The organism is Brevibacillus fluminis (genome assembly GCF_003710825.1).
GTDB lineage: Bacteria > Bacillota > Bacilli > Brevibacillales > Brevibacillaceae > Brevibacillus_D > Brevibacillus_D fluminis.
The window spans coordinates 48737-74478 of the sequence record NZ_RHHQ01000013.1 but is presented as its reverse complement, the minus strand read 5'-3'; the positions used below and the strand labels follow the sequence as shown (position 1 = coordinate 74478).

Below are 25742 nucleotides of genomic sequence, written 5' to 3'. Positions count from 1 at the left end.
AGGGCTGCGGATAGAAACGCAACCCTTTTCTATTCGGCAACCGATTGGGATGGAGTGATGTGGTTGCCGAGTCGGAATGGTTCGGATAAACGAATGAGACGTTAAGTGGCAAGGAGAGGGTAATTTGCAAACGTTGCAGCGGTTGGCCTGGTTTTTTCGCCGTCATGCCAAACGGTATGTGATCGGCGTTCTTTTAATTTTAGGGGTAGATGTATTGATGCTGTGGCCACCGCGCTTGATCGGCGAGGTGGTTGACTCGATCCGCAATGAAACGCTAACCTCGAGCTCATTGACACAGGTGATCTTGCTGTTGATCGGGATCGGGCTCATGCTGTATTTGATGCGCATCGGCTGGCGCCACTTTTTGTACGGCGGGTCGCTGCTTTTGGAAAGGACGCTGCGTGATCGGCTGTTTGGCCACTTGACGCGGATGACACCGTCGTTTTTTCACCGCAGACGGACCGGTGATCTGATGGCGATCGCCACGAATGACATCCCGGCGATCGAGGTGACTGCTGGGATGGGCGTTTTGACGCTGGTCGATTCGCTGATGATGACACTGCTGACGCTCGGCGTCATGATTTTCACGATTGATTGGAAGCTGACGCTCGCGTCGCTTTTGCCGATGCCATTTTTGGCTTGGTCGACCGCTTATTATGGCAGGCTCTTGCACGAGCGCTTTTACTTGTCGCAAGAAGCTTTCGGCAAAATGAACGACCATGTGCAGGAATCGGTGTCCGGCGTCCGTGTACTGCGCTCCTTTGTGCAGGAGCAGGCTGACGTAGAAGCGTTTCAGCGTGTGAGCGAGGACACCTTGAAGAAAAACATCAATGTGGCGCGGATCGATGCGCTGTTTGAGCCGACCATCAACATCATCATCGGCTTCAGCTTCCTCATCGGACTTGGTTTCGGCTCGCTCCTGGTCATCTACAGCCAAATTTCATTGGGCGATTTGGTTGCATTCAATTTATATTTGGGGCTTTTGATTTGGCCGATGTTTGCGTTTGGCTGGCTGATGAACATTTTGCAGCGGGGGAGCGCTTCGCTCAGTCGTCTGGAGGAGCTGTTTGCGCAGCAGCCAGACGTAGCGGAAGCAAAAGATGCCGTCGCACACGTGCCACCGGGGGAAATCCGCCTCGACGGACTGACTTTTGCCTATCCCGACATGGAAAAAGCGGCATTGACCGACATCAGCTTCCGGTTGGCAAAGGGAGACACGCTCGGCATCGTAGGGCGCACAGGCAGCGGGAAATCCACGCTGTGTCGCGTTCTCCTACACCAATTCCCGCTTAAGGAAAACGCCGTTTTTATGAGCGGGATGCCGGTTGAAGAGATTTCATTTGAGGCGCTCCGCCAAAAGATTGCCTATGTTCCGCAGGAGCACCTGCTTTTTTCGCGGACGATCAAAGAAAACGTGGCTTTCGGCAAACCGGAGGCGACAGAGGATGAAATCAAACATGCGTTGAGTCAGGCTGAGATGCTGCGAGACATCGAGCGGTTTCCGTCCGGCCTGCAAACGATGGTGGGCGAGAAGGGCGTGATGCTCTCTGGCGGACAAAAGCAACGGATTTCGATCGCCCGTGCGCTTTTGCCGGATGCGGAAGTATTGATTTTGGACGATTCGCTCTCTGCGGTGGATGCGCGTACGGAAGAAAAAATTCTCGATCATCTGCGCGCTGAGCGAGCCGGAAAAACGACAATCATCACCGCGCATCGGCTGTCTGCCGTACAGCATGCACAAGAAATTATCGTGCTGGATGAAGGGCGGATCGTGGAGAGAGGCACGCATGAACAGCTGATGGCCCAAGACGGCTGGTATGCTGAGCAATATCGCCGCCAGCAAATGGAGGAGCAGGTGGAAGGAGAGGAGAGCGCATGACAGGTCAAAGCGTATGGCGCAGGCTCGTGAGCTATGCCGTTCCGTTCCGCAAGCGGATCATGATTGCGCTGGTACTGCTGCTGCTGGGGACGAGCGCCGATTTGGTAGGCCCTTTTATCGCAAAAATCGCGATCGATAGCCACATCTTGAGCATCCAGAAAAATTGGTACCAGTTCGAGCAACTCCCCGCGGGAGAAGCGCTGCAAAGCGTGAAGGTGCAAAATCATATTTTGGTTCGCGAAGATTGGGTCGACCCGCAAAAAGCCATCAAGTTGGGCGGGAAGCCGGTGCAGATCATTACGGAGAAAACGGCCTATTATTTGCTCGACGGACCACAGCCTGATGGGGGAGCGCCGAAGATTCTCCCGCTGGCAGGAAGCGGCGCGTACCGCGTAATCTTTACCAAGCCGGGCGGGGCTGCGACGAAGATGGCGGCAGTTCGCCTGAACGCAGATGATGTCAAGGCATTGTATGGTCACGATATCGGACCGCTGATTTACTTGACGGTCGGCTATGGCTTGCTGATCCTGTTTTCAGCAGGGTTGAACTACATTCAGCTGCTGTCACTGCAAACAACGGCACAGCGCATTATCCAGCGTCTTAGGATCGATATTTTTTCGCATCTGCAGAAGCTGCCGGTCTCTTATTTCGATAAAACACCGACGGGGTCGCTCGTTTCCCGTGTCACCAACGATACGGAAGCGATACGCGAGCTGTATGTGAGCGTGCTCGCCACCTTTGTGCAAAATACCGTATTTTTGCTGGGAATTTTGGTGGCACTCTATATCATGCAGCCGATGCTGGCGTTGTTCTGCACATTGCTGTTGCCGGTTGTAGCTGTACTGGTGCTGACGTATCGACGCATCAGCACGCGTTACTACACGGTGATTCGCGCACGCCTGGCTGACATGAATGCGACGATCAATGAAATGATTCAAAACATGGGCGTCGTTCAGGCGTTCCGCCGCGAAAAGGATGTGGCGAAGGAATTCGCCGAGGTCAACGAAACGTATTACCGAACAAAATTGAAGGAGATGCGGCTTGAATCGTTCATGCTGCGTCCGGCGGTCGACTTTTTATGGAAGCTCTCCTTGGTCATCATTATCTGGTATTTCGGCTCACAGTCGTTTACAGACGTGATCTCATTCGGGGTTCTCTACGCGTTTGTTGATTATATGGGCCGCTTTTTCGAGCCGATCAATATGGTGATGGATCGATTGTCACAGCTGCAGCAGGCTGTTATTTCCGCCAAGCGCGTGTTTGATGTCATGGATACGCCGACGGAGACGGAGGAGAAGCGGGAGCGGATGGAGCGCCCGCGCGGAAAAGTCGTCTTTGACAACGTCTCATTCGCCTACAACGATCAGGATTATGTGCTGAAAAATGTTTCGTTCACGGCTGAACCGGGCCAAACAATCGCACTTGTCGGGCATACGGGCTCGGGAAAAAGCTCGCTGATGAATCTCTTGCTGGGCTTTTATCCAATCAACAAAGGTTGCATTGAAATCGACGGGCAAAATATTGCAGAGCAGGACCCGAAATCATTGCGTGAGCACATCGGCTTGGTACTGCAGGACCCGTTCTTGTTCACGGGAAGCGTCGGATTCAATATCAGGCTGTACAATCAGGGCATCGGGGACGAAAAGCTGCGCGAGGTCGCCAAGGCAGTAAAAGCCGACGCCTTCATCGAAAAGCTTGCAGCAGGTTATGACGAGCAAGTCGTCGAAAAAGGCGCGACACTGTCAGCCGGCCAGCGTCAGCTTATCTCCTTTGCTCGCGCATTGGCCGCCGATCCGGCTATTCTGATATTGGATGAGGCCACGGCTAGCATCGACAGCGAGACGGAAGCGGTCATCCAAGAGGCACTGCACGTGCTTTCCAGCGGACGGACGACGTTTATCATCGCGCATCGACTCTCGACGATCCAGCACGCGGACCAAATTCTGGTGCTGTCTCGCGGAGAAATCGTCGAGCGCGGCACACATGAAGAGCTGATGGAGCGAAATGGCGTCTACAATAAAATGTATCAGCTCCAGCAGGGGCAGACGGCTAACAAAGCGGTCGTCTAATCCTGGTGGGGTATCTGTTTCTAAATAACCAAATCCCTTCTTTTCTGAAAACGGATGGCATATCCGCTGTGGAAGAGAGGGGATTTTTTTGTACAGATAAGAATTTATAAAATTCTTATCCAGTATAAGTGCAACCGCGGCCCCGCCAAAAAGCTTGGCGTAGCCAGGTTTTCTAATTCTTTTTTACTGAATTGGCTTAAAAGTATACGAACGGAAACTATGTGAATAAAACATCACTACTTCCGAAAGTAAAGTTTATGTATTTATAATACTTTTGTAAGCAACACAGCAAAGGGGTAGATGCAGTTGACAAATATATTGATCATTAACGGACATCAAAAGTACGGATCGTCCGAAGGGAAGTTGAACAAAACGTTAACCGACTCGATGGTAGGATTGCTTGGCGAAAAGCACGCCGTTAAAACAACCATTGTGCAGGATGGTTACGACATTGAGGAAGAACAGCAAAAATTTTTGTGGGCGGATGTCGTCATTTATCAAACGCCAATCTATTGGTTCAGCGTCCCCGGCTTACTGAAGACATATATGGATGAAGTGTACGCTAACGGCCTATTTTTCAAAGGCGCCGCACAATATGGGACAGGTGGATTGCTGACGGGAAAACGCTATTTACTTTCAACGACGTGGAATGCTCCGGCAGGCTCCTTCGGTGATCCGGCACAGTTCTTTGAAGGGGCTGATTTGGAAGAGGCATTGGCGCATCTGCATCGCGTGCACAAATTCCTCGGGATGAAGGCGCTGAAGAGCTACGCATGCTTTGATGTGATCAAAAATCCGAGAATCAATGCGTTTGTAAACGACCTCGAAGCCCATTTGAAATTGGCGCTGCAACTGTAAGCCAAATAAACTGCAAAGGGAGAGAAAAACATGCTACAAAATCAAAAAGTCGTGATCATCGGGGGAAGCTCGGGAATTGGCTTGGAGACGGCAGAACAAGCCATCGCCAAAGGTGCGGAAGTGGTGATTGCCAGCCGTTCCGGAGAGAAATTGAGAAAAGCAGTTGAGCAGCTCGGTTCGCGGGCGTCATGGTTTACGCTCGATACGACACAGGAACTTGAGGTGCAAGCGTTCTTTGAAAAGGTGGGCGCATTCGATCATCTCGTAGTGACGGCGGCTGAAACGTCAGGCGGACCTTTTCTCCAAACGGATACAGTTCAGGTACGGAAGCTGTTCGACAACAAATTCTGGGGTCAGTATTACGCGGCAAAATACGGCGCGCCAAACATTTCCGCGAATGGCTCCATCACGTTGTTTTCAGGCGTTGTCGCCTACAAAGCGATGGTCGGTTCCTCTGCGCTAGGCGCTGTCAATGCTGCGGTTTCGAATCTGGGGCAAACGCTGGCACTGGAGCTGGCGCCAATCCGCGTCAATGTCGTTTCGCCCGGAATCATCGATACGCCATCGCGCAGCAAGATGCCGGAAGCATCGCGGAATCAATTTTATGAGACAGTTGCTGGCAAACTTCCCGTGAAACGAGTGGGTCAAGCGGAAGATGTGGCGCAAGCAGTGTTCTACCTGCTGCAAAACACGTTTGTGACGGGCACCGTGCTGCATGTCGAGGGTGGGCATATTCTTGCGTAAGTGATTGAAGCTGATTGTTCCTGTTTTCGGGGACGATCAGCTTTTCTGCTCGAAGGGGAAATCCTTCATGAAAACATGTATACTGGAATTATTACAGTATACAAGTAAAAATGAAGGAGTACCGAAATGGAGGAAATTTACAAACGCATTCGCGACTTGCGCAAGCAGCACGATTATACATTGAAGGATCTAAGTGAAAAAACGGGGCTATCCGTTAGCTTTCTTTCACAGGTGGAGCGTGGGGCGACATCGCTTGCGATCACATCGCTGAAAAAAATCGCCGATGCCTTGGAAGTCCCGATCACCGATTTTTTTGAGAATACTAGCAATCAAACGTATGTGGTGAAAGTGGAGGAGCAAAAGCCGTTTCGGATCGAGGGCAACACGGCGGAGTATCGCCGCCTGGCTGGTGATTTTTCCGGCCGTATGCTGGAGCCGATGATCGTGACCCTTGATCCTAATACCGTGCAGGGGAGTGTCTTCAATCATCCGGGTGAAGAGTTTTTCTACGTGCTCGAAGGCGCTGTCATTTTTGAAGTGGATGGTAAGGAGTATTTGCTTAAATCAGGAGATTCGATTCATTATCCGTCCAACCTTCCACACGTTTGGTCCAATCCACTTAACCAGACGACGAAAATTTTAAGCGTGCTGACTCCGGTGATTTTTTAGATTTACGGTCGACAGCCTCGATTATTTTGCATGATTAACCACCTTGACTATCTTGTTACTATAGAGTGTATGATGAGGGGATGGAAAGGAGCAATTTGCTATGCCATCTTTGCGTCTCATGCAAACGACATTTATTGTTTTGGTTGGATTTGCCGGTGTCAGCCAAGGCTTGACGCTGCCGCTGCTGGCGATTTTGCTGGAACAGCAAGGCGTATCCTCAATCGCCAACGGTGTCAATGCTGCGGCCATGTACATCGGTGTCATGCTGGTGTCGCCGTTTTTGGAACGGCTTCTGCAGCGCCTCGGTTATCGCGGCGCCATTATTCTCGGACTGATCTTGCTCATCAGCACTACAGTACTCATACCGCTGTCCAGCGGGCTTGTCGTCTGGTTTTTCCTACGGCTATTCATGGGATCGGGCGACTCGCTCCTGCACTACAATACGCAGCTGTGGTTAACGGCCATCGCGCCACCGGAAAAGCGCGGCCGCATGCTTTCGATTTACGGATTGGCCTATGGAGTCGGTTTCAGCATCGGGCCATTGGGTATCAACCTGCTGCCATTGGGGCTGTGGGTACCGTTTGTTTTGGTCAGCATCTTGTACACGTCGTCCTTCTTTTTGCTGTCACGGTTGAAAAATGTTTTTCCGGAGCCGATGGGGCAGCAGCAAGAAGGTCAAAATCGTTTTGCCTACGTATTCCGCTATGGCTGGTTGGCTTTGATTCCGTCGTTTTTGTACGGCTACATGGAATCGTCGCTGAACGGCAGCTTCCCGATCTTCGGCCTGCGCATCGGACTGTCCATGGAGACCGTATCGATTTTGCTGCCTTCCTTCGTGTTGGGCGCGTTGATTTTGCAGATGCCGCTTGGTGCGTGGAGCGATAAGGTCGGCCGCAAAAAAATCATGATGAGCTGCGCAGTCATCGGCGGGATCGCCTTCATTTTGTTCCCACTCGCACAAGGATCGCTTTGGATGATGCTGATGCTCTTGGTCATCGCAGGTGCAGTCGTCGGCTCATTCTATTCGCTCGGCATGGCCTATGCCGCCGACATTTTGCCAAGCTACATGGTACCGGCAGTAGGAGTCATCGTCGGTGTCAATTTCAGCGCAGGCAGCATCATCGCCCCCAATCTGAACGGCGTGCTGCTCGGTGTCTCCCCAGGACTGATGTTCACCGTCATGGGCCTACTCCTGCTAGCCTTCGCCATCGCAGGCATTTTCTTCCGCGTGGCTGCGCCACATGCCACAAGGAAAAAAGAAGAACAAGCAGCACAAACACAATCCATATAAAAAGGATGTCCTCGAAGAGAGGGCATCCTTTTTTTTCATCATTTTTATCCCCATAAAGAAAGAGCGGAGAACGACTGCAGCGAAGGGATTTTTGCAAAAAACGGCACGCAGCCTTTACAATGCCAGCCAGGCTTGCGGGAAAAAAAGGAACGTCTTTCGCGTCACATGTCATCCTCGAGATACACCCGCCGCGCAGCGTGTGGCTTTGGGGCGCGGTTCCCATTTTTTCCCGCAAGCCGTTCCCCCCAACCCCCAGTAGGCATTGTAAGAGCGGAGAGCAGTTTTTTGCAAAAATCCCCGACCGACCACCTCAGCCAGCCTCTCCGTTTTTTCACTCAAAGCTTCCTCAACTTCACACTGCTCGTGGTATGATCCGCCTGCTTCTCCAAAATCAACTGCGCCCGACTACGCGTCGGCAAAATGTTTTCCACCAGGTTGATGCTGTTGATCTCTTTCCAGATCGATAAAGCGGTTTCAACGGCCTCCGTATCGGAGAGGGTCGCATAGCGGCGGAAATAGGAATCCGGTTTTTGGAAAGCCGTATTGCGCAGCATTTTGAACCGCTCGACATACCAGCGCTGGACGTCTTCCTCGGAAGCGTCCACATAAATCGAGAAGTCAAAGAAATCGGAGACGAACACTTGCGGGATCGCTCGCGAATTGTTGGTATCACGCGTGATTTGCAACACATTTAAGCCTTCGACGATGAGGATATCCGGCTGGCGAATGACTTGGTGCTCATTCGGCAAAATATCGTAGGCCAAATGCGAATAAATCGGCGCCTTCACCTCAGGAAGCCCCGATTTCACATCGGCCATGAATTGAATGAAGCGACGGATGTCGTAACTTTCGGGAAATCCTTTTCGCTTCATAATGCCGCGCTTCTCCAGCGTCCGGTTCGGATACAGGAAGCCATCGGTGGTGATGAGATCGACTTTTGGCGTATTGGGCCAACGTGCTAAAAGCGCTTGCAAAATACGCGATGTCGTACTTTTTCCGACAGCGACACTGCCGGCGACGCCGATGATATACGGCACTTTTTTGCTGCGGTTGCCAAGAAAAGTACTGGTGGCGTTGTATAGCTCTTGCGTCGCTTCCACGTACAGGTTGAGCAGACGGGAAAGCGGTAGATAGATGTCAGATACTTCCTGCATGGAGACGTGCTCATTGAGCCCTTGCAGTTTTTTCAGCTCGTCCTCGGCCAGCGTGAGCGGAGTCGAAGCGCGCAGCTCCCTCCATTCTTCGCGGGAAAACGTGATATATGGAGAATAGTTGGTATCAACCACATCATAAGGTTTTTGGAACATGGGCGGATTGCTTCCTTTCCAGAAAGGGATTATGCACGGTACGTCTCGCCAACGAAGCGTTAAGTCGTAATGGTATTCTCTCAAACAAAGACGTTTTTTTCAACGCAAAAGAATACCCAAAGTGCTGCAATGCGAAAGAAGCTGTCGATCCTACAAAGCGGATCAACAGCCTGTTTGATTTTCACCGTGCATGTCGCTTTGTCAAAATGCGTGGTGCCACCGTTTTTTGCAACCCGCTCGCTATTTCGAGTTGATGATGATCGTTTTGGTTTTTCCATCCCACCTCACATGGGCACCGACGGCTTCGCAAAGCGTGCGCAGCCCGATTTGACCATGCTGTTCAAGCGAAAGGGTAGCGCTTTTGCTGCCTAGCTTCACCGTCACGCTGTCACCTTTCGCATTCCAGGTGGCGGTAGCGCCCAGCTTTTGTACAAGCTCTTTCGCGGAGACTGTGACTTTGCCATGCATGTTCATCGGAGCTTGCTGGAAGCTTTGTTTTTGGCCGTTGATCATGACTATGATGCCATGAGCAGCGGCAGGACCATGGTTCATTTGTCCATGATTCATGTCGCCGCTCATCTTCATCTCGCTTCTTTTTTGCGCCACTTTGTCGACAAAAGTCCAGTCGGTCTTCATTGCCTCCAGCTTATTGTTATTTTTTACGAAGGAATCGGCATCTGCAGCAGTCTGGAAGTAAGCGAAACCGTACTGCATCGGTGTTTTGATGTTGGCGGATACGACATTCGCTTTTCCGTACTCGACCCATGCCAGCGTGTTGTAATCGCGAACCCACATCATCTGCGGCTCTGCGGCAAGCGTGCGCTTGTAGTTCAGCATGCAACCTGCATCGTCAAAAAACAGCGTTTTTCCATCAGCGGTCAACATTTGGGCGGTGAATTTGCCCATTTCCTCTTCTTTTAGATACACCTTCATCATGCAGTATGCGCATTTTGTGTCTTTGTCCGGTTCATGGGGGGCGGCCGTGTGCCCTTCGTGTGCGCTGACCAGCGAAAGGGCGCCGGAGCAGAGGACAAGCGTGAGCAGCATCAGCATCATTTTTTTCCAATTCATGAGTGCGGTAACCTCCTTCAAATTCAACCTCTGCGATTAACGGTACCGAATCAGGCGACCGGTTTGGTATAGCCCGATCGGGTTATTTTCAGCTGGGAAAATATGAACGTTAGGTGAATGATTGGAAAAATGGCCCAGGTGGGCTATTCCCAATTTGGTTGTTTTGCGAAGACCATAGGGTGGTATCACTCGAATCTCGCGTGTAAGACACAGTGAGGAGTATGAATTATGCGTGTAGGGCGAATTATGGCCGTGCTTCTTATCTTGTTCTGCTGCTCGATGAATGCTGCTGCGGCCAAGGAATCGTTACAATCGATGATCGATCGGGCGGAAGCGGGCAGCATGATTGTTTTGCCGGATGGGGCCTATGAAGGACCGCTTCTAGTAGGGAAGCCACTTACAATCAAAGGGACGTCCAACACGCTGATCGTCGGGGGAGGTAAGGGTCCGGTCATCACAATCGAAGGGTCCGGCGTAACCTTGGACGGATTTTCTGTCGAACAACCGGACGGTACTGATCGTTCCGTCGCGATTGCAGTAAAAGGGACGCATCATCTGCTGCGGTCGCTCTCGATTCGCACGGCAGGCGGTGGCGTCGGTCTGGTGGATGCAGTGGAAAACAAGCTGGAATCCCTCCAAATCAGCGGACAGAAGCAAGCTGGCAAGTCCCTTCATAATGGGAACGGGATTGATCTCTTTGCCTCTCATCGCAACCGGATCGTCCAATGTACGATCCAAGATTTGCAGGACGGGGTATACGTGGAGAAAAGCGACGGAAATGAGCTGATCGGCAACACGGTTTCGGGCTGCCGGTACGGCCTGCATGCAATGTACGCGAAAGCAAGCGTGCTTGTCAGCAATACGCTGCATCATAACACGACTGGTGCAATGGTGATGGAAGCGCAGGCGACCCGCATTGAAGACAACACGTTTGTTGATCAGCAAAAGCATGTATTTTCCCAGGGGCTGCTCTTGTATGCCGCAAATGGCGGGACCGTTGTGGGGAACCGATTTGAGCGAAATCGAGTCGGCGCCTATTTGGAACGATCAAAAGACAATGACTTGCATTCCAATCGGTTTGCCGCCAATTTCATCGGGATGCAGGTGCGGCAGTCAGCTGACAATGCAGTGGTACAAAACGATTTCATCGGAAACGTCGTTCATGCGCAGGCGACCGAGAGCGAAGGCAACCGGCTGCAGCACAATTATTGGGACGATCATCAGGGAGTGGAAGGAGCCGACCATAAAACGAGCAGCTTGCCGTATGAAATCGATCCGTTTTTCTTGACGGTGATTAAAGCGCATCCCGGGTACCAGCTGATGTTCCAGTCGCCAGGCATGAATTTGCTGGGGCAGCTGCTGAAGGCGGACAGCTCGATGCTTTTGGTCGATGCGGCGCCAGCGCTCGGTCCCCAATCGGCCGGGCGCGGCAGTGGGGTGGAAGCCGGTTGGCCGATAGGTATGTTGGCAGGAATGCTGCTTGTCGGAAGCATCACAATTTTTGTACGGGGGAGAAAATCATGAGAAAAACGATCGCGTTGCTTGTAGGAATCGGAATAATCGGCGCGTTGGCGGGGTGCGGCACGGAAAGCGTCCAGCCGGTCCCGATTGATGAGGGCGTAGATATATGCGAGGTGTGCAACATGAGCGTGCCGAACAGCGCCTTTGCGACGGAGCTGATCGTGGATAGCGGGCGTGTCTACAAGTTCGACGACATCGGCTGTATGCAGGAGTGGCTCAACGAGCACAGCGATGAAAAAATAAAAGCCGAATTCGTCCGCGATCACCAATCGGCAGAATGGCTCGACCAAGATAAAGCGGTTTATGCGTTCGACCCGTCATTTCGCACGCCGATGGGCTATGGTGTTCTCAGCTTTAAAGACAAGGCAGGAGCTGAAGCGCTGATCAAACAGGAGCAGAAAGGCAAGCTCCTGACAGCAGAAGAATTGAAGACCCATCAATGGGAACGACATGACGACGCCGTGCAGGATATGAAGAAACAGCTGCTGCAAGAACAAGACAAAAAACAAGAGCAGCCTGCAAAATAAGGATGGAGAATCGGTATGGTTGATACATGGGTGATGTTTCGCAAAGAGCTGCGCTCCTCGCTCAGGCAGCGTTCCTTTTATTTGTTCGGCATTCTGTTTTTGTTGATGATGGGGCTCATTTTATTGATTCAGCGCAATATTCCCGATGTCGGGGCCTATAACAATATGACTGGGACCTTGCTCAACGTCATGCTGTATCTGCTCCCGCTCATCGTGCTTTTGCTTGGGTCGTTTTCGATTACTCAGGAAAAGGAGGAAGGCGGGTATGCCCTGCTGCTGACGTATCCGCTCTCCTCTGGGAGCTATGTCATCGGCAAATATTTGGGCCAGTTCGTGTCGCAGTGGGTTGTCGCCAGCTTTTCGTTCGGGGTGGCCGGCGTAATTTGCATGGCGCTGTCCATTCCGGTTGGGTTCGCGTGGATGGCTTTGCTCTATCTGTTTTCCGTCATGCTTCTCTTCACGTTTTTGGCAGTCGGGGTCTTAATCGGAATCGGCTCGTCGAATCGCTGGCAAGCGCTGATGCTGTCCATCCTCGTCTGGTTCGTCTGTATCATGATTTGGCCGATGCTGCTGCTGGGGATTTTGGGATTTTTGCCGTATCCGATCGTCCAAAACACCTTGATCGGCCTGTCTGCCCTCAATCCTGCAGAAGCACTGCGGATTATGCTCACCGCACAGCTGGGAGGCGGGGCCATTTTTGGGCAGCCGTACTATGTGCTGCTCGGCCATCTCGACGGAGTAGCCGGCGGCGCGTGGGCAATTGGGTATTGCGCTGTTTTCAGCAGCGTCCAAATCGTTCTCGGGAAAATCTGGATGGAGAGGAAGCGCAAGCATGGATAACCAACCGTTTCGGACAGACATGATTTCCGTAAGCGACGTGAGCAAAAGGTATGGAGGACATACGGCACTTGCGCCCGTCACGCTCGAATTCGCCCAAGGGCAAATCGTTGCGTTATGTGGGGGAAATGGCGCGGGAAAGAGCACGCTGATCAAAATGATCGCGGGCATGATCCCCCCTTCCACGGGAGAGGTAACGATCGATGGCATTGGCTGGAGGCGACATCGCACCGCGTATGCAAAAAAAATCGGCTATATGCCGGATGATTTCCAGTTTCCCGGAGGAGTCACGGTTCGCGAATGGCTGGGCTTTTATGCCGCATTACGTCACGTTCATCCGGAATGGATCGATGAAATGCTCGGCAAAGTAGGTTTGCAGGAGCACGCGCACAAGCTGTGCACCAGCTTGTCAAAAGGCATGCGCCAACGTCTCATGCTGGCACAAGCCGCTGTGGCAAAGCCTGCGGTCCTGCTTTTGGACGAACCGACAAACGGTCTCGACCTTCATTGGATCAGCTGGTTTGTCGCCATGATGAAGGAGTTTCGGCAATCCGGGCAAACCATCGTGTTTTCCACCCATCAGCTTGAGGTGGCAACGGAATTGGCCGACGAATTGATTTACATCCACGATGGGAAACTGTTGAAAACGTTCATTTGCAAGCAGGCTGACAGGCAGCATATGCAGGAAGAGATCCAAGACCTGCTATTCGCGGCCGCCATGCCAAGCGCCTGATCATGACGAAAAAGCACCTCAAGCGGGTGCTTTTTTATTTTTTTACTTTTCCGTTGTCCAGGAGTTGGCTTACCGTGACGAATTTGTAGCCTTTTTGCCGCAAGTCGATGATGAGCTCACGGAGCGCCTTCAGCGTCTGTTTTTGATTCAGGCCACCATCGTGGAACAGGATGATGTCGCCAAAAGTGACGTGTTTTTTCACGCTGTTGGCAATCACGGAAGCGGTGCGGCGCAAGGACCAGTCGCGCGGATCCACGGACCAATGAATAATGTCGTAGCCAGACGTTTGCACGGCGTTCATCACATTCGGGCTCATCACGCCGCCGGGCGGCCGGTAATACTGGGTGAGTAGTCCGGTGGTGCGCAGGATGCTTTGCTCGGAGCGTTTGATGTCATCGTAAATCTCCTGCTCGGTTAGCTTATTCAAGTCATGATGGAAGTAGCCATGATTCCCGATCTCATGTCCAGCCTTCTTGATCCACTGGATGACTTTGGGGTACTTGTCGACTTGCGAGCCCAACACAAAAAAGGTTGCGGGCACGCCATACTGATGCAAGGTCTCTAAAATTAATGGCGTATAGACGGGATCAGGGCCATCGTCAAAGGTAAGAGCAACTATTTTGCGCTGCGTGTCGATCCGGTGAATAGGTTCATAGTTGGCCCGAGGCATACCGGAAGCCTGCAGCGGAACCAGCGCGATCACAAGCAAAAGAAACAGCAATACAAGGCGTTTGATAGCAAGCAGCTCCTTTCTGGTAGTCATGCCGTATCCGGCTGATCATAAGTTTTTGTGGTACAATTGAGGGAGTTGCAAGCAAAGGGGAGAGCTGTGTTGGAGAAAAACGGACTGCTGCGCGGGCTTGTCCATACCTATCATGGAAAAGACCAGCCTGTAGACTATTATTTGCATTTAGACGACGAGAAAATCCCACTTAATGATTTGCTCGGATCGGATATTACCATAACCTACCTGGGGCAAAAAAATTGCATTTCCTGTGGCCGCAAGACAAACAAGACGTTTAACAGCGGATATTGTTATCCGTGTTTCACCAATCTGGCAGAGAATGACCTCTGCATCGTCAAGCCGCATGAATGCCATTTCGACAATGGGACATGCCGTGATGAAAGCTTTGGCGAAACGTACTGCATGATCCCGCACTACGTGTACCTAGCATTGTCCAGTGATGTGAAGGTCGGGCTGACACGCAAGCACAATCAGCTGAAACGCTGGGTCGACCAAGGGGCGATTCGTGCGATCCCGATTGCAGAGCTGCCGACGAGGCGGATGGCTGGCAAACTGGAGTTTCATCTCAGCCAATATTTGCCGGACAAGACCAACTGGCGCAAAATGCTGAAGGGCGATGTGACGGACAAAGATTTGCTTGCGGTTCGCGACGAGGTGTATCAACACTTCCCAGAACAATTCAATCCGTTCAAGTTGAATGAAAACGAATGGGTGGACATCACGTATCCGATTTTGGAGACACTCGACAAAATCAACTCCATGTCGTTGGACAAGACCGAAACAATTCAAGGGAAGCTGCTCGGGGCAAAGGCGCAATACCTGATTTTAAGCACAGGCGTGTTCCAAACACGGAAGCACGCAGGTTATCATGTAGCCTTCCGAGGATAAATGAAACAGCCCCGGTCCCTTTACAAGAGGGAACGGGGCTTGTTATGAAAAACGGGCTTATTTTTTGGTCGGAGCAGGAACTGGTGTTGTAACTTTTGCCACTGGTTTCGTGGTTGTTTTGGAGGCTGAAGCTTTTTTCAAGGTAGCTGCTTTCTTGACGGCGGTGCTGGTTTTGGCTTTCGCGGCTGTTTTGGAAGCGGCAGCTTTTTTCGCGGTAGCCGCTTTCTTGGCAGCGGTGCCGGTACCAGTTTTGGTTTTAGTAGCTGTTTTGGAAGCAGTTGCTTTTTTCAGCGTAGCAGCTTTCTTGGTCGTGGTGCCGGCTTTGGCAGTGGCGGCTGTTTTGGAAGCAGCAGCTTTTTTCACCGTAGCCGCTTTCTTGGTGGTGGTGCCGGCTTTGGCTGTCGCGGTTGTTTTGGAAGCAGCAGCTTTTTTCACCGTAGCCGCTTTCTTGGCTGTGGAGCCGGTCTTGGCTGTTGCGTTCGTCTTGGAAGTAGCTGTTTTCTTCACAGTAGCCGCTTTTTTTGCTGTTGTCCCTGTTTTTGAAGCTGCGGTTCTACCGGTTGCTGAAGTAGTCTTCTTGGAGATGCTCGGTGCAGGTTTGGCAGTCGCAAGCGTACTGGCATGTGCGAGTGGTGTTTTGGCTGCGGGGGTTGGGGTTGCCTCCGCTGCGAATGCTCCTGCCGGCATTGTCAAAGACAGTGCCACCAGAGTTGGGATCATTTTGTTTCTCAAGGTAATCATGATCAAATCATCTCCAATTCAAGGAATAGGCACAGTATAGAGAGAAGTTATGGAAAAGCGATGTGAAACTGTGGAAAACCAGAGGCAATTTATTTGAAAAAATAAAGAAAAATGTTATGTTACCTTCGAGGAAATTCTTGCAAAGAGGTGAAGGGAAATGAGCCAAACGACGCAAACGCTCCGTTTTTACGGATATGACAAGTGCGGCACATGCAGCAAAGCAAAAAAATGGCTGGAACAGGCAGGCACCAGCTATGAATCGATTCCGATTGTGGATCGTCCGCCGAGTAAGGATGAGCTGCGTGACATGTGGAGAAAAAGCGGACTAGACCTGCGCAAGTTTTTCAATACGAGCGGCCAGTTTTATAAAGAAATGAATCTAAAGGATAAGCTTCCGACCATGATGGAAGAAGAGATGCTCGAATTGCTCGCATCCAACGGCAAGCTGATCAAGCGCCCGCTGGCAACCGACCAGCAAACGGTGACGGTCGGGTTCAAAGAAGATGAGTATGCAAAAACATGGGGGAAGCACGAATGAGCGGACGTCAACCTTCCAAACGGCTGAACCAGTTGACCTCGGCAATTTTTACGGAAATGGCGGAGCGGAAGCGCAAGGTCGCCCAGCGTATGCAGGTGATCGATCTGGGGATCGGCAGCCCGGATAAGCCGCCGGCTCCTCACTTGATACAGGCATTGGTTGACGCGGTGCAAAATCCGGATAACTATGGCTACCCAGGCTCGCAAGGATCGGTTGCGTTTCGCCAGGAAGTGGCGGCATGGTATCGCCATCGTTTCAATGTTGACCTGAGCCCGGATACTGAGATTCATGCGCTGATGGGTTCGCAGGACGGCTTGGCGCATCTCGCGTTGGCATGGGCCGACCCGGGCGATATCGTGCTCGTTCCGGATCCCGGCTATCCGATTTATGCGGGAAGCGTCCATCTGGCGGGAGCCGAGCTTTACCCGATGCCGCTTCGTGCGGAAAACGGCTTTCTGCCGGAATTGGCTGCGATCCCTGCGGACGTGCGCAAACGCGCCAAGCTCATGATCCTTAATTACCCGAACAATCCGGTATCAGCTGTGGCGCCGCTGTCCTTTTTTGAAGAAGTTGTTCGTTTCGCCAGGGAAAACGACATCATCGTCGCTCACGATTTGGCATATTCGGAAATGGCCTTTGACGGGTATCGTCCACCGAGCTTTTTGGAAGCGCCGGGTGCAAAAGAAGTAGGGATTGAGCTGAACTCGTTCTCCAAAAGCTTCAATATGGCGGGCTGCCGGATCGCTTACGTGGTCGGCAATGCCGAACTGATCAAGCCGCTTGCGATCGTGAAATCAAACATCGATTACGGTGTGTTTGACGCCGTGCAGCAGATGGCGGTGGCAGCACTTGTACATGACAGAACGTGTGGCGAGGCGAATCCGGTCGGCGAGTTGTATCAGGAACGCCGCGATGTTTTGCTCAGCTCGCTTGCTGAGGCTGGCTGGGTAATCGAGCCCCCGAAGGCAACTATGTTCATTTGGGCGAGAGTACCGAATGGTTTCACGTCCCGCTCATTCGCTTTCGAGCTGCTGGAAAAGACGGGTGTGGTCGTCATTCCGGGTGATGCATTCGGTCAAGAGGGCGAGGGCTATGTGCGGATCGCCTTGGTGAAAGAGCCGGATGTGCTGCGCGAAGTTGCGCACAGAATCAAAGAGAGCGGTCTATTGCGTTGATTGTAAAAACTGTAAACATTCCTTAAAATAATTCCTACATTGTATTGACTATAATTTAGACTATTGTTATCATAGGTTGTGTTGTACCGCGTACAACAAATCACGATAAAAATTTGAGGAGGCACTACATAATGGCACAACGTCTTATTGGTCTACCAGCTCCTGATTTCAACATGAAAACCGCTCTGGGCAACGGTCAAGAATTCGGTCACGCTTCCCTGTCCGACTATAAAGGAAAATGGCTCGTTCTGTTCTTCTATCCATTAGACTTCACTTTCGTGTGCCCAACGGAAATCATCGCGTTGAGCGATGCAATCGAAGATTTCAAAGATCTGGATGCTGAAGTTCTCGGCGTGTCCACTGACTCCGTCCATTCCCACAAAGCGTGGATCAACACATCCCGCGAACAAAATGGTTTGGGCGGCCTGCACTACCCGCTCGCTTCCGACAACCTGCAAACTGTAGCGAAAGCTTACGGTGTTCTGGATGAGAACGAAGGTATCGCATTCCGCGGTCTGTTCATCATCGATCCAGAAGGCGTTCTGAAATACCAAGTTGTAACTGACCTGAACGTAGGCCGTTCCGTAGACGAAACGCTGCGCGTTCTGCAAGCTCTGCAATCCGGCGGTCTGTGCGCAGCTAACTGGCGCCCAGGACAAGCTAACCTGTAATTCACTTCTTTTTGAAATGAAGGGTCTAACTTACTTTGTTAGGCCCTTTTTTACAGATAGAGCTACGCTAACTGTCATCGAAAGCAAGTGACTTCAATTCGCATGAATAAGAATGGGGAGGAGCGGTTATAATGCGTTTGCGTGAAGAACTGCCTGATTTTCCTGGAGTTACGGAATGGATAAACGGTCAAGTGACGAAAGCGGAATTGGCAGGCAAGCCTGTCTTGGTCCATTTTTGGTCGGTCAGCTGCTACATGTGTAAGGAATCGCTGCCGCAGATCAACGAATGGCGCGAGAATTATGCGGAAAACGGACTCAAGGTGATCGGCATCCATATGCCCCGCTCGGAAGCGGATACCAACCTTGAGACGATCAAGCAAACGATCGCACAGTATGAGCTGACCCATCCGATCGCGGTCGACAATGAAATGAAGACGACGGATGCGTTCGCGAACGAATACGTTCCTGCCTATTACTTGTTTGACGAAAACCTGCAGCTTCGCCACTTCCAGGCCGGTGAAAAGGGTCTGAACATGGTGAAAAAACGGTTGCATCGAATTTTGGGGATTGAAGAGGAATCTTGATCGCTTTGTCCAATTATGTATAGGTATTTATTGAACAGCGATTGACAGGAGGCTAAATCAAATGGAATTTCCTAAGAATCTGCGCTACAGCGAAGAACATGAGTGGGTACGCGTCGAAGGCAACAAAGCGTACATCGGTATCACTGAATTCGCTCAATCCGAGCTGGGTGACATCGTGTTTGTCGAGCTGCCAGAAGTAGGTGCAACGATCAAGCAAGATGAGCCATTCGGAAGCGTTGAATCCGTGAAAACCGTATCTGAGCTGTATGCACCGGTCACCGGAACTGTTATTGAGGTGAATGGTGAACTGGAAGATGCGCCTGAGCTCGTGAACTCTTCTTCCTACGACAAGGCGTGGATGATCGTTGTTGAGTTGGCCGACGCCAGCGAACTGGACAAATTGATGGATGCCGACAAGTACGAAGCAATGGTGAAAGAATAAGATTGTTTTAAGGGAAAATCCCCTGTTTGCCTATGATGGTGAGCAGGGGAATTTTTTTGCGCATCCGGATTTACAATAAATGCCATTATGGTAATCTAGGAAAGGAACCAAAAATACCGCCATTCGTATTTCACACTGGTGGGAAAATTTCGAGTGGGAGAGGGGATTTGCGCGATGTTTGGCAAATTGGCAGCAGACGCTCTTGGATTAAGCGACTTGGGTACAATCATCAAACCAAAGGATTTTGACAAGACTGACTCCGATGATTATGTGATGCATGAAGACGGCGAGAACATTTATTTTCTGATTAAGTCCAAGACAGATGAATACTGCTTCACAAACCAGGCACTCATTCATTTGGATGGAACCAGTGCGATCAGCAAGAAGCGAATGCTCCGCCGTTTCCCTTACTCCACACACAAAATTACCGGAGTCGCATTAGAGACTGCTGGAACGGTCGACTTGGACATTGAGATCAAATTCTCGATTGGTCCCCACCAATATTCCATCGACGTATATAAAAAACATTTGGAAGAAGTTAAAGATTTGTACAAAGCACTGCAAAAAATGGCCGAAATCATGCATGAAAACGAAGTTGCGCTGGAGTATGCGCGGCAAAGCCTTGAATCGGCACAAAATACGCTCGGCCGCGTGGCGGGGATCCAAGCGGATGTGGCAAATCAGTTTAAGGAGATCAACCAATACACCTTTACCTGGTTAACCGAGTCAAAAGAGAAGTACGTCGTAAAAGATTTTGGCAAAGTTTTTGAGAAATTCATCAATAACTAATGATAAAGATGGAAAACCCCTAGTTTCTAAATAGGGGTTTTTACCTGTCCAAAATTTATCACTTTTCAACGTCAAAGCGTAGCTGTATGATAGGAAATAGAAGTAAGTTTAGTGAGGGTGCATTTTTTTACACAAGGCATATGTTAGATAATTTAGAAGATTTAAAATTAAATATAGTTTTGTAAAGTGTGCTATAATACCAACCAAGTTGAGTTTAGCATAGCTTAGAAGAGGAGAGAGTTTAGATGAGAAAAAGTAACAAAGCACTGGGAGTTTTTCTGTCCGTTTCCATGATGTTGACATTGGCTGCGTGTGGGGCAAAGCCTGCTGAACAGCCGCAAACGAAGCCGGAAACGACAACGTCTGAGGCCAAGCCTGCGGACAAAACCTACTCCATCGGCATTTCACAGTTCGTGGAGCATCCGGCACTCGATGCCATTGAAAAAGGGATCGTCGACGGTTTGGCGGGTGCAGGTTACGAAGACGGGAAAAACGTGAAGGTTGAATTGCAAAATGCACACGCAGACATGAGCAATACCGTGTCAATCGCGCAGAAATTTGCAGGTGATAACAAGGATATGGTCATCGCGATCGCGACTCCGACCGCTCAGGCAGCGGCCAAAGCGATTGCAGACAAGCCGGTCATTTTTAGCGCAGTAACCGATCCTATAGCGGCAGGCCTGGTTGGGTCCTTGGACAAACCAGATAAAAACGTGACGGGAACTTCCGATAAGCTTTCGATGAAAAAGCAGCTCGAGCTGGTTAAAGGCTTCCTGCCAAACTTGAAAAAGTTGGGCGTGCTCTACACAACCTCCGAGGTAAACTCCGGAGTCCAGGTGCAAGAGCTGGAAGACGCAGCGAAAGAGATGGGCGTCGAAATCGTCAAAGCGGGTGTCAGCACAGGGTCAGAAGTGCAGCTTGCCACGCAATCGCTAGTCGGCAAAGCAGATGCAGTGTTGATTCCGGTCGACAACACGGTAGTTTCCGCAGTTGAAGGTGTGCTGATGGCGGCAGAGGCCGCGAAGCTGCCTGTGTTTGCTTCTGATACGGATACGGTGAAACGCGGCGCCATTGCCACTTACGGAATCGACTACTACAAGATGGGCAAACAAACTGGCGAAATGGCAGCACGAATCCTTGGCGGTCAACAAATAACCCAAACCCCAGTGGAAGTATCCAAAGAAGCAGACCTTTATATTAATGAGCAGGCGGCAGCAAAATTTGGGTTAACCATACCTGAAGATTTGAAGAAGGCAGCGAAAGAGATCGTGAAATAACGCTCATTGATGAGAAAAGGAGCCTGTATTCGAATACGAGCTCCTTTTCTTTGTTTTCTGGGCGATTTCTAAATTAAATGAAGTGGGGGAGTTAAGATGTTCAAACAGAGAAAGAGCAAGCTAACCGTCTCATCCGTTTTGTGTACGTTGTCGCTTTTGTTTGTTACAGCGTGTGGGCAGCAAAGTGCTGCACCAGCAGAGAACAAGCCGGCAGAGGCACCGAAGCAGGAAAGCGCGCAGCCAGCTGCGGGTAAACAAGTGAAAATCGGTATCGTGCAAATCGTAGAGCATCCTGCGCTGGACGCGGCTCGCGACGGATTCATCGCTGAAATGGCGAAACAAGGCTACACCGATGGGAAAGAAGTTGTATTTGATAAACAATCCGCGCAAGGCAGCATGGATACCGCTACTTCGATCGTGCAAAAATTCCAGGGCGATAAAGTGGACATGATTTTTGCTATCGCGACCCCAACTGCTCAAGCAGCAGCACAAAACATCAAGGACATCCCGGTTGTATTTACCGCAGTTACTGACCCAGTTGTCGTTGGTCTGGTGAAATCGATGGACAAACCGGAAGGCAACCTGACCGGTACTACCGACATGAACCCGGTTGAAGATCAGCTGGCATTGGTAAAAGATTTGAAAGCGGATGCGAAAAAAGTAGGGATTATTTACAACGCAGGGGAAGCGAACTCCAAAGTTCAAGTTGACCTGGCGAAATCCGTTGCTAGCAAATTGGGTCTGGAAATCGTAGAAGCTTCCATCAGCAGCCCGACAGAAGTGAAGCAAGCTGCTGAATCGTTGGTAGGAAAAGTTGATGCGATCTACGTGCCAACCGATAACATGGTAGTTTCGTCCATCGCAGCGGTCATTGGCGTAGCGGAAGCGAACAAAATTCCAGTTGTCGCTGGTGAAGAAAACTCCGTCAAAAGCGGTGCTATCGCAACATACGGTATCCAATACGACAAATTGGGTGCGCAAACAGCTGACATGGCTGTGAAAATTCTCAAAGGCGAAGCGAAACCTGCTGACATGCCTGTAGAGAAGCAAGCGGAAATGAAACTGATCGTCAACAAGAAAGCAGCTGAGAAAATGGGTGTGACCCTGCCGCAATCCTTGCTTGACAAAGCGAATGAAGTAATCGACCAGTAATGGAATGAGGCCGATGAAGCCTTGCAAATGAGGAGGAAGCTATGAGTGTCGCAATTAATGGAGCCTTAGAACAGGGGTTGTTATTCGCGCTGCTAGCGCTTGGCGTTTATTTAACCTTTCGTATTCTTAACTTTCCTGATCTGACGGTGGATGGGAGCTTTGCCTTGGGTGGAGCGATCGCTGCCAAAATGATCATCGACGGCTACAGCCCTTTTCTTGCCACGTTGATCGCCTTGATAGGCGGCGCGCTAGCGGGGATCGTTACGGGACTGTTGACCACCAAAGGAAAAATAAATGGTCTGTTGGCAGGGATTTTGACGATGATCGGGCTGTATTCGATCAACTTGAGGATTATGGAGGGCCGTGCCAATCTGCCGCTCTTGCGCGAAGAGACGATCTACACCATGCTGAAGGACTTGAATTTTCCTGACCTGACCATTGGTGGAACTACCTGGATCACGGGTGTTGCGATACTCTTCCTCCTGTTTGTTGTGATTATCAAGCTGATTATCGACTGGTTTTTACGTACTGATTTGGGGCTTGACTTGCGGGCGACCGGCGACAATTCAACGATGATCCGCAGTTTCGGTGCGAATACCGATACCACCACGATTATCGGTCTGGCGCTTTCCAACGCGCTCGTAGCGGTGGCTGGTGCAATGATCGCGCAATACCAAGGGTTTGCTGACGTCGGGATGGGGACAGGGATGATCGTCATCGGTCTGGCCTCCGTAATCGTCGGGGAAGTGTTGTTCGGCCATATGACGATTTTCCGTGCCACAATCGCGGTAATCGGCGGATCTGTGGTATATCGTCTGGTAATTGCGCTCGCATTGCGTGCCGGTTTGCAGCCGTCGGACATGAAGCTGATCACGGCGCTGATCGTCATCATCGCATTGGTGTTCCCGGCCGTATTCAAAAACGTTTTGAAAAAAACCGCCAAAACCGCGAAGGAGGGAAAATAAATGCTTACGATCTCCAAAGCAGGCAAGGTGTTTAACGCAGGCACAATCAATGAAAAAGTTGCATTGAAGAAGATCGATCTGCATCTGGCTCCCGGTGATTTCGTTACGGTGATCGGCGGTAACGGTGCGGGGAAATCGACCTTGATGAACCTGATCTCGGGCGGATTACTTCCTGACAGCGGCAAGATTACGATCGACGGCCAAGATGTTACGCGCAAGAAAGAGCATCAGCGTGCGTCGCTGATCGGCCGGGTTTTCCAAGACCCGATGGCGGGTACAGCACCGAACATGTCCATCGAAGAAAACTTGGCGATCGCCTATGGACGCGGAAAAAGCCGGACTCTTTCGTTCGGCGTGTCGGCGGCGAAGCGGGAGCTGTTCCGCGAGCAGCTGAAAGTTTTGGATCAAGGGTTGGAAAATCGGCTGAAAGCAAAGGTGGGCCTTCTGTCCGGCGGACAACGTCAGGCGCTCAGCTTGCTGATGGCGACCTTCACTAAACCGAAAATTTTGCTGCTTGACGAGCATACAGCGGCGCTCGATCCGAAACGCGCTGCACTCATCGTGGATTTGACCCGCAAAATCGTGGAGCAGAATAAGCTGACCACCTTGATGGTCACGCACAACATGGAGCAGGCGCTGCACATGGGGAACCGGTTGCTGATGCTGCATGAAGGGAATATCATCCTCGATATTCCGCAAGAGAAAAAACAGCAGATGACAACGAAAGACTTGCTGAGCGCCTTTGAAGAGGCGAGAGGCGAGGCTTTCACAGAAGACCGCTATATTTTGGGCTAGAACTCCTGCTCACCATCGCTACGGCCGCGTCAAAAGCTTGATGCAGCCGTAGTTTTATCACAAATTTATTTAGTGGAAAATTAAAGTTTTTACCAAGATTCAAATTTGTTGTACAATAGGTCGTGTACGTTCCATTTGGACATTTGTCTATAAACGAAAGAGGGGGTTTTCTACATGAAAAAACAGACAAAAATTGCATTACTTTCAACTATGTTCGCCGTTACAGCAGCGCTGTCCGGTTGCGGCCAAGCTGCGAAGGCCCCGGAAGGCAATGCTAGCACAGGCGGCGGAGAAGCTGCTGCTGGTGACCAAAAAATCGTCATTGGTTCCGTAGGACCGCTGTCCGGTTCTGCTTCAGACTACGGCTCTACTGCCCTGCAAGGTGAAGAGTACGCACTCGCTCAAAAGGCAGAAGAATTTAAAAAGTTAGGCTTCACTGTTGAAGTGTCCAAACAGGATGACCAAGCAGATCCGAAGCAAGGCGTAGCCAGCGCAGAGATGCTGATCTCCGATCCGAATGTATTGGCTGTCGTGGGCCACGTAACGACCGGTTCCTCGATTCCGGCAGCTGCTAAATATGATGAAGCGGGCCTCGTCATGGTATCTCCTTCCTCCACAGGTTCCAACCTGACGGATGCAGGCAAAAAAGTCGTACACCGTATTTGTGCGCGTGACGATCAGCAAGGTACCAAAGCTGCGATTTATGCGAAAAACCAACTGGGTGTAAAAACCGCGTTCTTGATCCATGACAAAGGTGCTTATGGACAAGGCTTGGCAGAGCAAGTGAAAAAGCAATTCGAAAAAGACGGCGTACAAGTTGTTGCATTCGAAGGTGTAACCGCTGGCGAAAAAGATTACAGTGCGATCGTAAACCAAGTGGTTGCAAAAAATCCTGACATGATCTACTTTGGCGGCTACTATGCGGAAGCAGGCATCATTGTGAAGCAAGCGCGTGAAAAAGGCTTCAAAGGTCCATTCATGGGTGGCGACGGTCTCGACTCCGCTGACATGCTGAAAATTGCCGGCGATGCGGCAAACAACGTTGTATTCACGTCCACAGTCGGCGACCTGACTGGTACTGACGAAGGCAAAAAGTGGATTGCAGATTTCGAAAAAGCGACTGGCAAAAAAGTCGGTATCTTCACTTCTTTCGGCTATGATGCGATGAGCGTAACCTTGAACGGTTTGATGGAAGCAATCAAAGCAAACGGCGGCAAAAAACCGTCCCGTGAGCAAGTATTGGATGCGATCCACAAAACAAGCGATTTCCAAGGTCAATTCGTAAAAGTCGGCTTCGACGAAAAAGGCGACAACAAATTTGCGCAAGTATTTGCGTACAAATATGACAACAACAACAAAGTATTCATCGGCGAAGTAAAAGAGTAAGAAAGCGAAAGCCGGCACCGTGCCTTCCGAAAGGAAGCGAGCGGTGCCGGCTTTTTTTTGTACAGAATAGAAATAATTTTATCCAGTG

At 50.7% G+C, this 25742-nt stretch carries 26 protein-coding genes; 22 read left to right on the top strand and 4 right to left on the bottom strand.

Annotated elements, in window-relative coordinates:
* Positions 1-124: 124 nt before the first annotated feature.
* The 6 genes from EDM56_RS17980 to EDM56_RS17955 all read left to right on the top strand — a co-directional run bounded on the left by EDM56_RS17980 (position 125) and on the right by EDM56_RS17955 (position 7510).
* Positions 125-1879 (top strand): ABC transporter ATP-binding protein, encoded by a 1755-nt coding sequence (locus EDM56_RS17980; protein ID WP_122919303.1) that lies wholly within the window; start codon positions 125-127, stop codon positions 1877-1879.
* On the top strand, positions 1876-3948 hold the full coding sequence (locus EDM56_RS17975) for an ABC transporter ATP-binding protein (protein ID WP_122919302.1): 2073 nt from the start codon (positions 1876-1878) through the stop codon (positions 3946-3948). The genes EDM56_RS17980 and EDM56_RS17975 overlap by 4 nt, the downstream gene beginning before the upstream one ends.
* Before the next feature lie 306 nt (positions 3949-4254).
* On the top strand, positions 4255-4806 hold the full coding sequence (locus EDM56_RS17970; RefSeq protein ID WP_122919301.1) for an NAD(P)H-dependent oxidoreductase: 552 nt from the start codon (positions 4255-4257) through the stop codon (positions 4804-4806).
* 30 nt (positions 4807-4836) lie between these two features.
* Positions 4837-5550 carry an SDR family oxidoreductase gene (locus EDM56_RS17965; protein WP_122919300.1) on the top strand — a complete coding sequence of 238 codons (714 nt, stop codon included), beginning with the start codon at positions 4837-4839 and terminating at the stop codon, positions 5548-5550.
* A 126-nt stretch (positions 5551-5676) separates the two neighbouring features.
* Positions 5677-6219, top strand: a complete 543-nt coding sequence (locus tag EDM56_RS17960) for a helix-turn-helix domain-containing protein (protein ID WP_122919299.1) — start codon at positions 5677-5679, stop codon at positions 6217-6219.
* Between the two features lie 100 nt (positions 6220-6319).
* Positions 6320-7510: an MFS transporter gene (locus tag EDM56_RS17955; RefSeq protein WP_122919298.1), complete on the top strand. Its 1191-nt coding sequence runs from the start codon at positions 6320-6322 to the stop codon at positions 7508-7510.
* A gap of 335 nt (positions 7511-7845) precedes the next feature.
* On the opposite strand, the gene coaA is transcribed toward EDM56_RS17955, so the two are convergent.
* Positions 7846-8817: a type I pantothenate kinase gene (gene coaA / locus EDM56_RS17950; protein WP_122919297.1), complete on the bottom strand. Its 972-nt coding sequence runs from the start codon at positions 8815-8817 to the stop codon at positions 7846-7848.
* Between the two features lie 240 nt (positions 8818-9057).
* On the bottom strand, positions 9058-9888 hold the full coding sequence (locus tag EDM56_RS17945; RefSeq protein WP_122919296.1) for a stalk domain-containing protein: 831 nt from the start codon (positions 9886-9888) through the stop codon (positions 9058-9060).
* 228 nt (positions 9889-10116) lie between these two features.
* Here EDM56_RS17945 and EDM56_RS17940 point away from each other — a divergent pair, with 228 nt between their 5' ends.
* From EDM56_RS17940 to EDM56_RS17925, 4 genes are read left to right on the top strand one after another with little or no spacing between them, the layout of a single operon-like run.
* A complete protein-coding gene (locus tag EDM56_RS17940) occupies positions 10117-11412 on the top strand; it encodes a right-handed parallel beta-helix repeat-containing protein (RefSeq protein ID WP_122919295.1) in 1296 nt (431 codons plus the stop codon).
* A complete protein-coding gene (locus EDM56_RS17935; RefSeq protein WP_122919294.1) occupies positions 11409-11936 on the top strand; it encodes a nitrous oxide reductase accessory protein NosL in 528 nt (175 codons plus the stop codon). The genes EDM56_RS17940 and EDM56_RS17935 overlap by 4 nt, the downstream gene beginning before the upstream one ends.
* 15 nt (positions 11937-11951) lie before the next feature.
* The gene (locus EDM56_RS17930) at positions 11952-12776 is read left to right on the top strand and encodes an ABC transporter permease (RefSeq protein WP_122919293.1); all 825 of its coding nucleotides are present in this window, start codon (positions 11952-11954) and stop codon (positions 12774-12776) included.
* Positions 12769-13506, top strand: coding sequence for an ABC transporter ATP-binding protein (locus EDM56_RS17925; protein WP_122919292.1), 738 nt, complete (start codon positions 12769-12771; stop codon positions 13504-13506). Before EDM56_RS17930 ends, EDM56_RS17925 begins: the two co-directional genes overlap by 8 nt.
* A 34-nt stretch (positions 13507-13540) precedes the next feature.
* Here the strand turns inward: EDM56_RS17925 and EDM56_RS17920 are convergent, their stop codons facing one another.
* On the bottom strand, positions 13541-14269 hold the full coding sequence (locus EDM56_RS17920) for a polysaccharide deacetylase family protein (protein ID WP_183192503.1): 729 nt from the start codon (positions 14267-14269) through the stop codon (positions 13541-13543).
* Between the two features lie 69 nt (positions 14270-14338).
* Between EDM56_RS17920 and EDM56_RS17915 the strand changes: the two genes are divergently transcribed.
* Entirely contained in the window at positions 14339-15139 is an 801-nt protein-coding gene (locus EDM56_RS17915; protein ID WP_122919291.1) for a DUF2797 domain-containing protein, read from the top strand.
* A gap of 57 nt (positions 15140-15196) precedes the next feature.
* Here EDM56_RS17915 and EDM56_RS31200 read toward each other — a convergent pair whose 3' ends face one another.
* Positions 15197-15880, bottom strand: a complete 684-nt coding sequence (locus tag EDM56_RS31200) for a histone (protein ID WP_148040395.1) — start codon at positions 15878-15880, stop codon at positions 15197-15199.
* A 157-nt stretch (positions 15881-16037) separates the two neighbouring features.
* Here EDM56_RS31200 and EDM56_RS17905 point away from each other — a divergent pair, with 157 nt between their 5' ends.
* The 11 genes from EDM56_RS17905 to EDM56_RS17855 all read left to right on the top strand — a co-directional run bounded on the left by EDM56_RS17905 (position 16038) and on the right by EDM56_RS17855 (position 25654).
* On the top strand, positions 16038-16418 hold the full coding sequence (locus EDM56_RS17905) for an arsenate reductase family protein (RefSeq protein ID WP_122919289.1): 381 nt from the start codon (positions 16038-16040) through the stop codon (positions 16416-16418).
* Complete coding sequence (locus EDM56_RS17900) at positions 16415-17593, top strand: aminotransferase class I/II-fold pyridoxal phosphate-dependent enzyme (protein WP_122919288.1); 1179 nt, start codon at positions 16415-16417, stop codon at positions 17591-17593. The genes EDM56_RS17905 and EDM56_RS17900 overlap by 4 nt, the downstream gene beginning before the upstream one ends.
* A 131-nt stretch (positions 17594-17724) precedes the next feature.
* Positions 17725-18264: a peroxiredoxin gene (locus EDM56_RS17895; protein ID WP_122919287.1), complete on the top strand. Its 540-nt coding sequence runs from the start codon at positions 17725-17727 to the stop codon at positions 18262-18264.
* 131 nt (positions 18265-18395) lie between these two features.
* A complete protein-coding gene (locus tag EDM56_RS17890) occupies positions 18396-18848 on the top strand; it encodes a redoxin domain-containing protein (RefSeq protein ID WP_122919286.1) in 453 nt (150 codons plus the stop codon).
* A gap of 61 nt (positions 18849-18909) precedes the next feature.
* The gene (gene gcvH, locus EDM56_RS17885) at positions 18910-19290 is read left to right on the top strand and encodes a glycine cleavage system protein GcvH (protein WP_122919285.1); all 381 of its coding nucleotides are present in this window, start codon (positions 18910-18912) and stop codon (positions 19288-19290) included.
* A gap of 174 nt (positions 19291-19464) precedes the next feature.
* Positions 19465-20079 (top strand): PH domain-containing protein, encoded by a 615-nt coding sequence (locus EDM56_RS17880; protein ID WP_122919284.1) that lies wholly within the window; start codon positions 19465-19467, stop codon positions 20077-20079.
* 245 nt (positions 20080-20324) lie between these two features.
* Positions 20325-21356, top strand: a complete 1032-nt coding sequence (locus tag EDM56_RS17875; RefSeq protein ID WP_122919283.1) for an ABC transporter substrate-binding protein — start codon at positions 20325-20327, stop codon at positions 21354-21356.
* A gap of 96 nt (positions 21357-21452) precedes the next feature.
* On the top strand, positions 21453-22508 hold the full coding sequence (locus EDM56_RS17870; RefSeq protein WP_122919282.1) for an ABC transporter substrate-binding protein: 1056 nt from the start codon (positions 21453-21455) through the stop codon (positions 22506-22508).
* Between the two features lie 41 nt (positions 22509-22549).
* Positions 22550-23473: an ABC transporter permease gene (locus EDM56_RS17865; protein ID WP_122919281.1), complete on the top strand. Its 924-nt coding sequence runs from the start codon at positions 22550-22552 to the stop codon at positions 23471-23473.
* Positions 23474-24268, top strand: coding sequence for an ABC transporter ATP-binding protein (locus tag EDM56_RS17860; protein ID WP_122919280.1), 795 nt, complete (start codon positions 23474-23476; stop codon positions 24266-24268).
* A 174-nt stretch (positions 24269-24442) separates the two neighbouring features.
* Positions 24443-25654, top strand: a complete 1212-nt coding sequence (locus tag EDM56_RS17855; protein WP_122919279.1) for a branched-chain amino acid ABC transporter substrate-binding protein — start codon at positions 24443-24445, stop codon at positions 25652-25654.
* Positions 25655-25742: the final 88 nt, after the last annotated feature.

Bases quoted from the DNA above. Each gene is read 5' to 3' on its own strand.
- EDM56_RS17975 (WP_122919302.1), top strand. From the start codon at position 1,876: ATGACAGGTCAAAGCGTATGGCGCAGGCTCGTGAGCTATGCCGTTCCG.
- EDM56_RS17965 (WP_122919300.1), top strand. From the start codon at position 4,837: ATGCTACAAAATCAAAAAGTCGTGATCATCGGGGGAAGCTCGGGAATT.
- EDM56_RS17960 (WP_122919299.1), top strand. From the start codon at position 5,677: ATGGAGGAAATTTACAAACGCATTCGCGACTTGCGCAAGCAGCACGAT.
- EDM56_RS17955 (WP_122919298.1), top strand. From the start codon at position 6,320: ATGCCATCTTTGCGTCTCATGCAAACGACATTTATTGTTTTGGTTGGA.
- coaA (WP_122919297.1), bottom strand. From the start codon at position 8,817: ATGTTCCAAAAACCTTATGATGTGGTTGATACCAACTATTCTCCATAT.
- EDM56_RS17945 (WP_122919296.1), bottom strand. From the start codon at position 9,888: ATGAATTGGAAAAAAATGATGCTGATGCTGCTCACGCTTGTCCTCTGC.
- EDM56_RS17940 (WP_122919295.1), top strand. From the start codon at position 10,117: ATGCGTGTAGGGCGAATTATGGCCGTGCTTCTTATCTTGTTCTGCTGC.
- EDM56_RS17935 (WP_122919294.1), top strand. From the start codon at position 11,409: ATGAGAAAAACGATCGCGTTGCTTGTAGGAATCGGAATAATCGGCGCG.
- EDM56_RS17930 (WP_122919293.1), top strand. From the start codon at position 11,952: ATGGTTGATACATGGGTGATGTTTCGCAAAGAGCTGCGCTCCTCGCTC.
- EDM56_RS17925 (WP_122919292.1), top strand. From the start codon at position 12,769: ATGGATAACCAACCGTTTCGGACAGACATGATTTCCGTAAGCGACGTG.
- EDM56_RS17920 (WP_183192503.1), bottom strand. From the start codon at position 14,269: ATGACTACCAGAAAGGAGCTGCTTGCTATCAAACGCCTTGTATTGCTG.
- EDM56_RS31200 (WP_148040395.1), bottom strand. From the start codon at position 15,880: ATGATTACCTTGAGAAACAAAATGATCCCAACTCTGGTGGCACTGTCT.
- EDM56_RS17905 (WP_122919289.1), top strand. From the start codon at position 16,038: ATGAGCCAAACGACGCAAACGCTCCGTTTTTACGGATATGACAAGTGC.
- EDM56_RS17900 (WP_122919288.1), top strand. From the start codon at position 16,415: ATGAGCGGACGTCAACCTTCCAAACGGCTGAACCAGTTGACCTCGGCA.
- EDM56_RS17895 (WP_122919287.1), top strand. From the start codon at position 17,725: ATGGCACAACGTCTTATTGGTCTACCAGCTCCTGATTTCAACATGAAA.
- EDM56_RS17890 (WP_122919286.1), top strand. From the start codon at position 18,396: ATGCGTTTGCGTGAAGAACTGCCTGATTTTCCTGGAGTTACGGAATGG.
- gcvH (WP_122919285.1), top strand. From the start codon at position 18,910: ATGGAATTTCCTAAGAATCTGCGCTACAGCGAAGAACATGAGTGGGTA.
- EDM56_RS17880 (WP_122919284.1), top strand. From the start codon at position 19,465: ATGTTTGGCAAATTGGCAGCAGACGCTCTTGGATTAAGCGACTTGGGT.
- EDM56_RS17875 (WP_122919283.1), top strand. From the start codon at position 20,325: ATGAGAAAAAGTAACAAAGCACTGGGAGTTTTTCTGTCCGTTTCCATG.
- EDM56_RS17870 (WP_122919282.1), top strand. From the start codon at position 21,453: ATGTTCAAACAGAGAAAGAGCAAGCTAACCGTCTCATCCGTTTTGTGT.
- EDM56_RS17865 (WP_122919281.1), top strand. From the start codon at position 22,550: ATGAGTGTCGCAATTAATGGAGCCTTAGAACAGGGGTTGTTATTCGCG.
- EDM56_RS17860 (WP_122919280.1), top strand. From the start codon at position 23,474: ATGCTTACGATCTCCAAAGCAGGCAAGGTGTTTAACGCAGGCACAATC.
- EDM56_RS17855 (WP_122919279.1), top strand. From the start codon at position 24,443: ATGAAAAAACAGACAAAAATTGCATTACTTTCAACTATGTTCGCCGTT.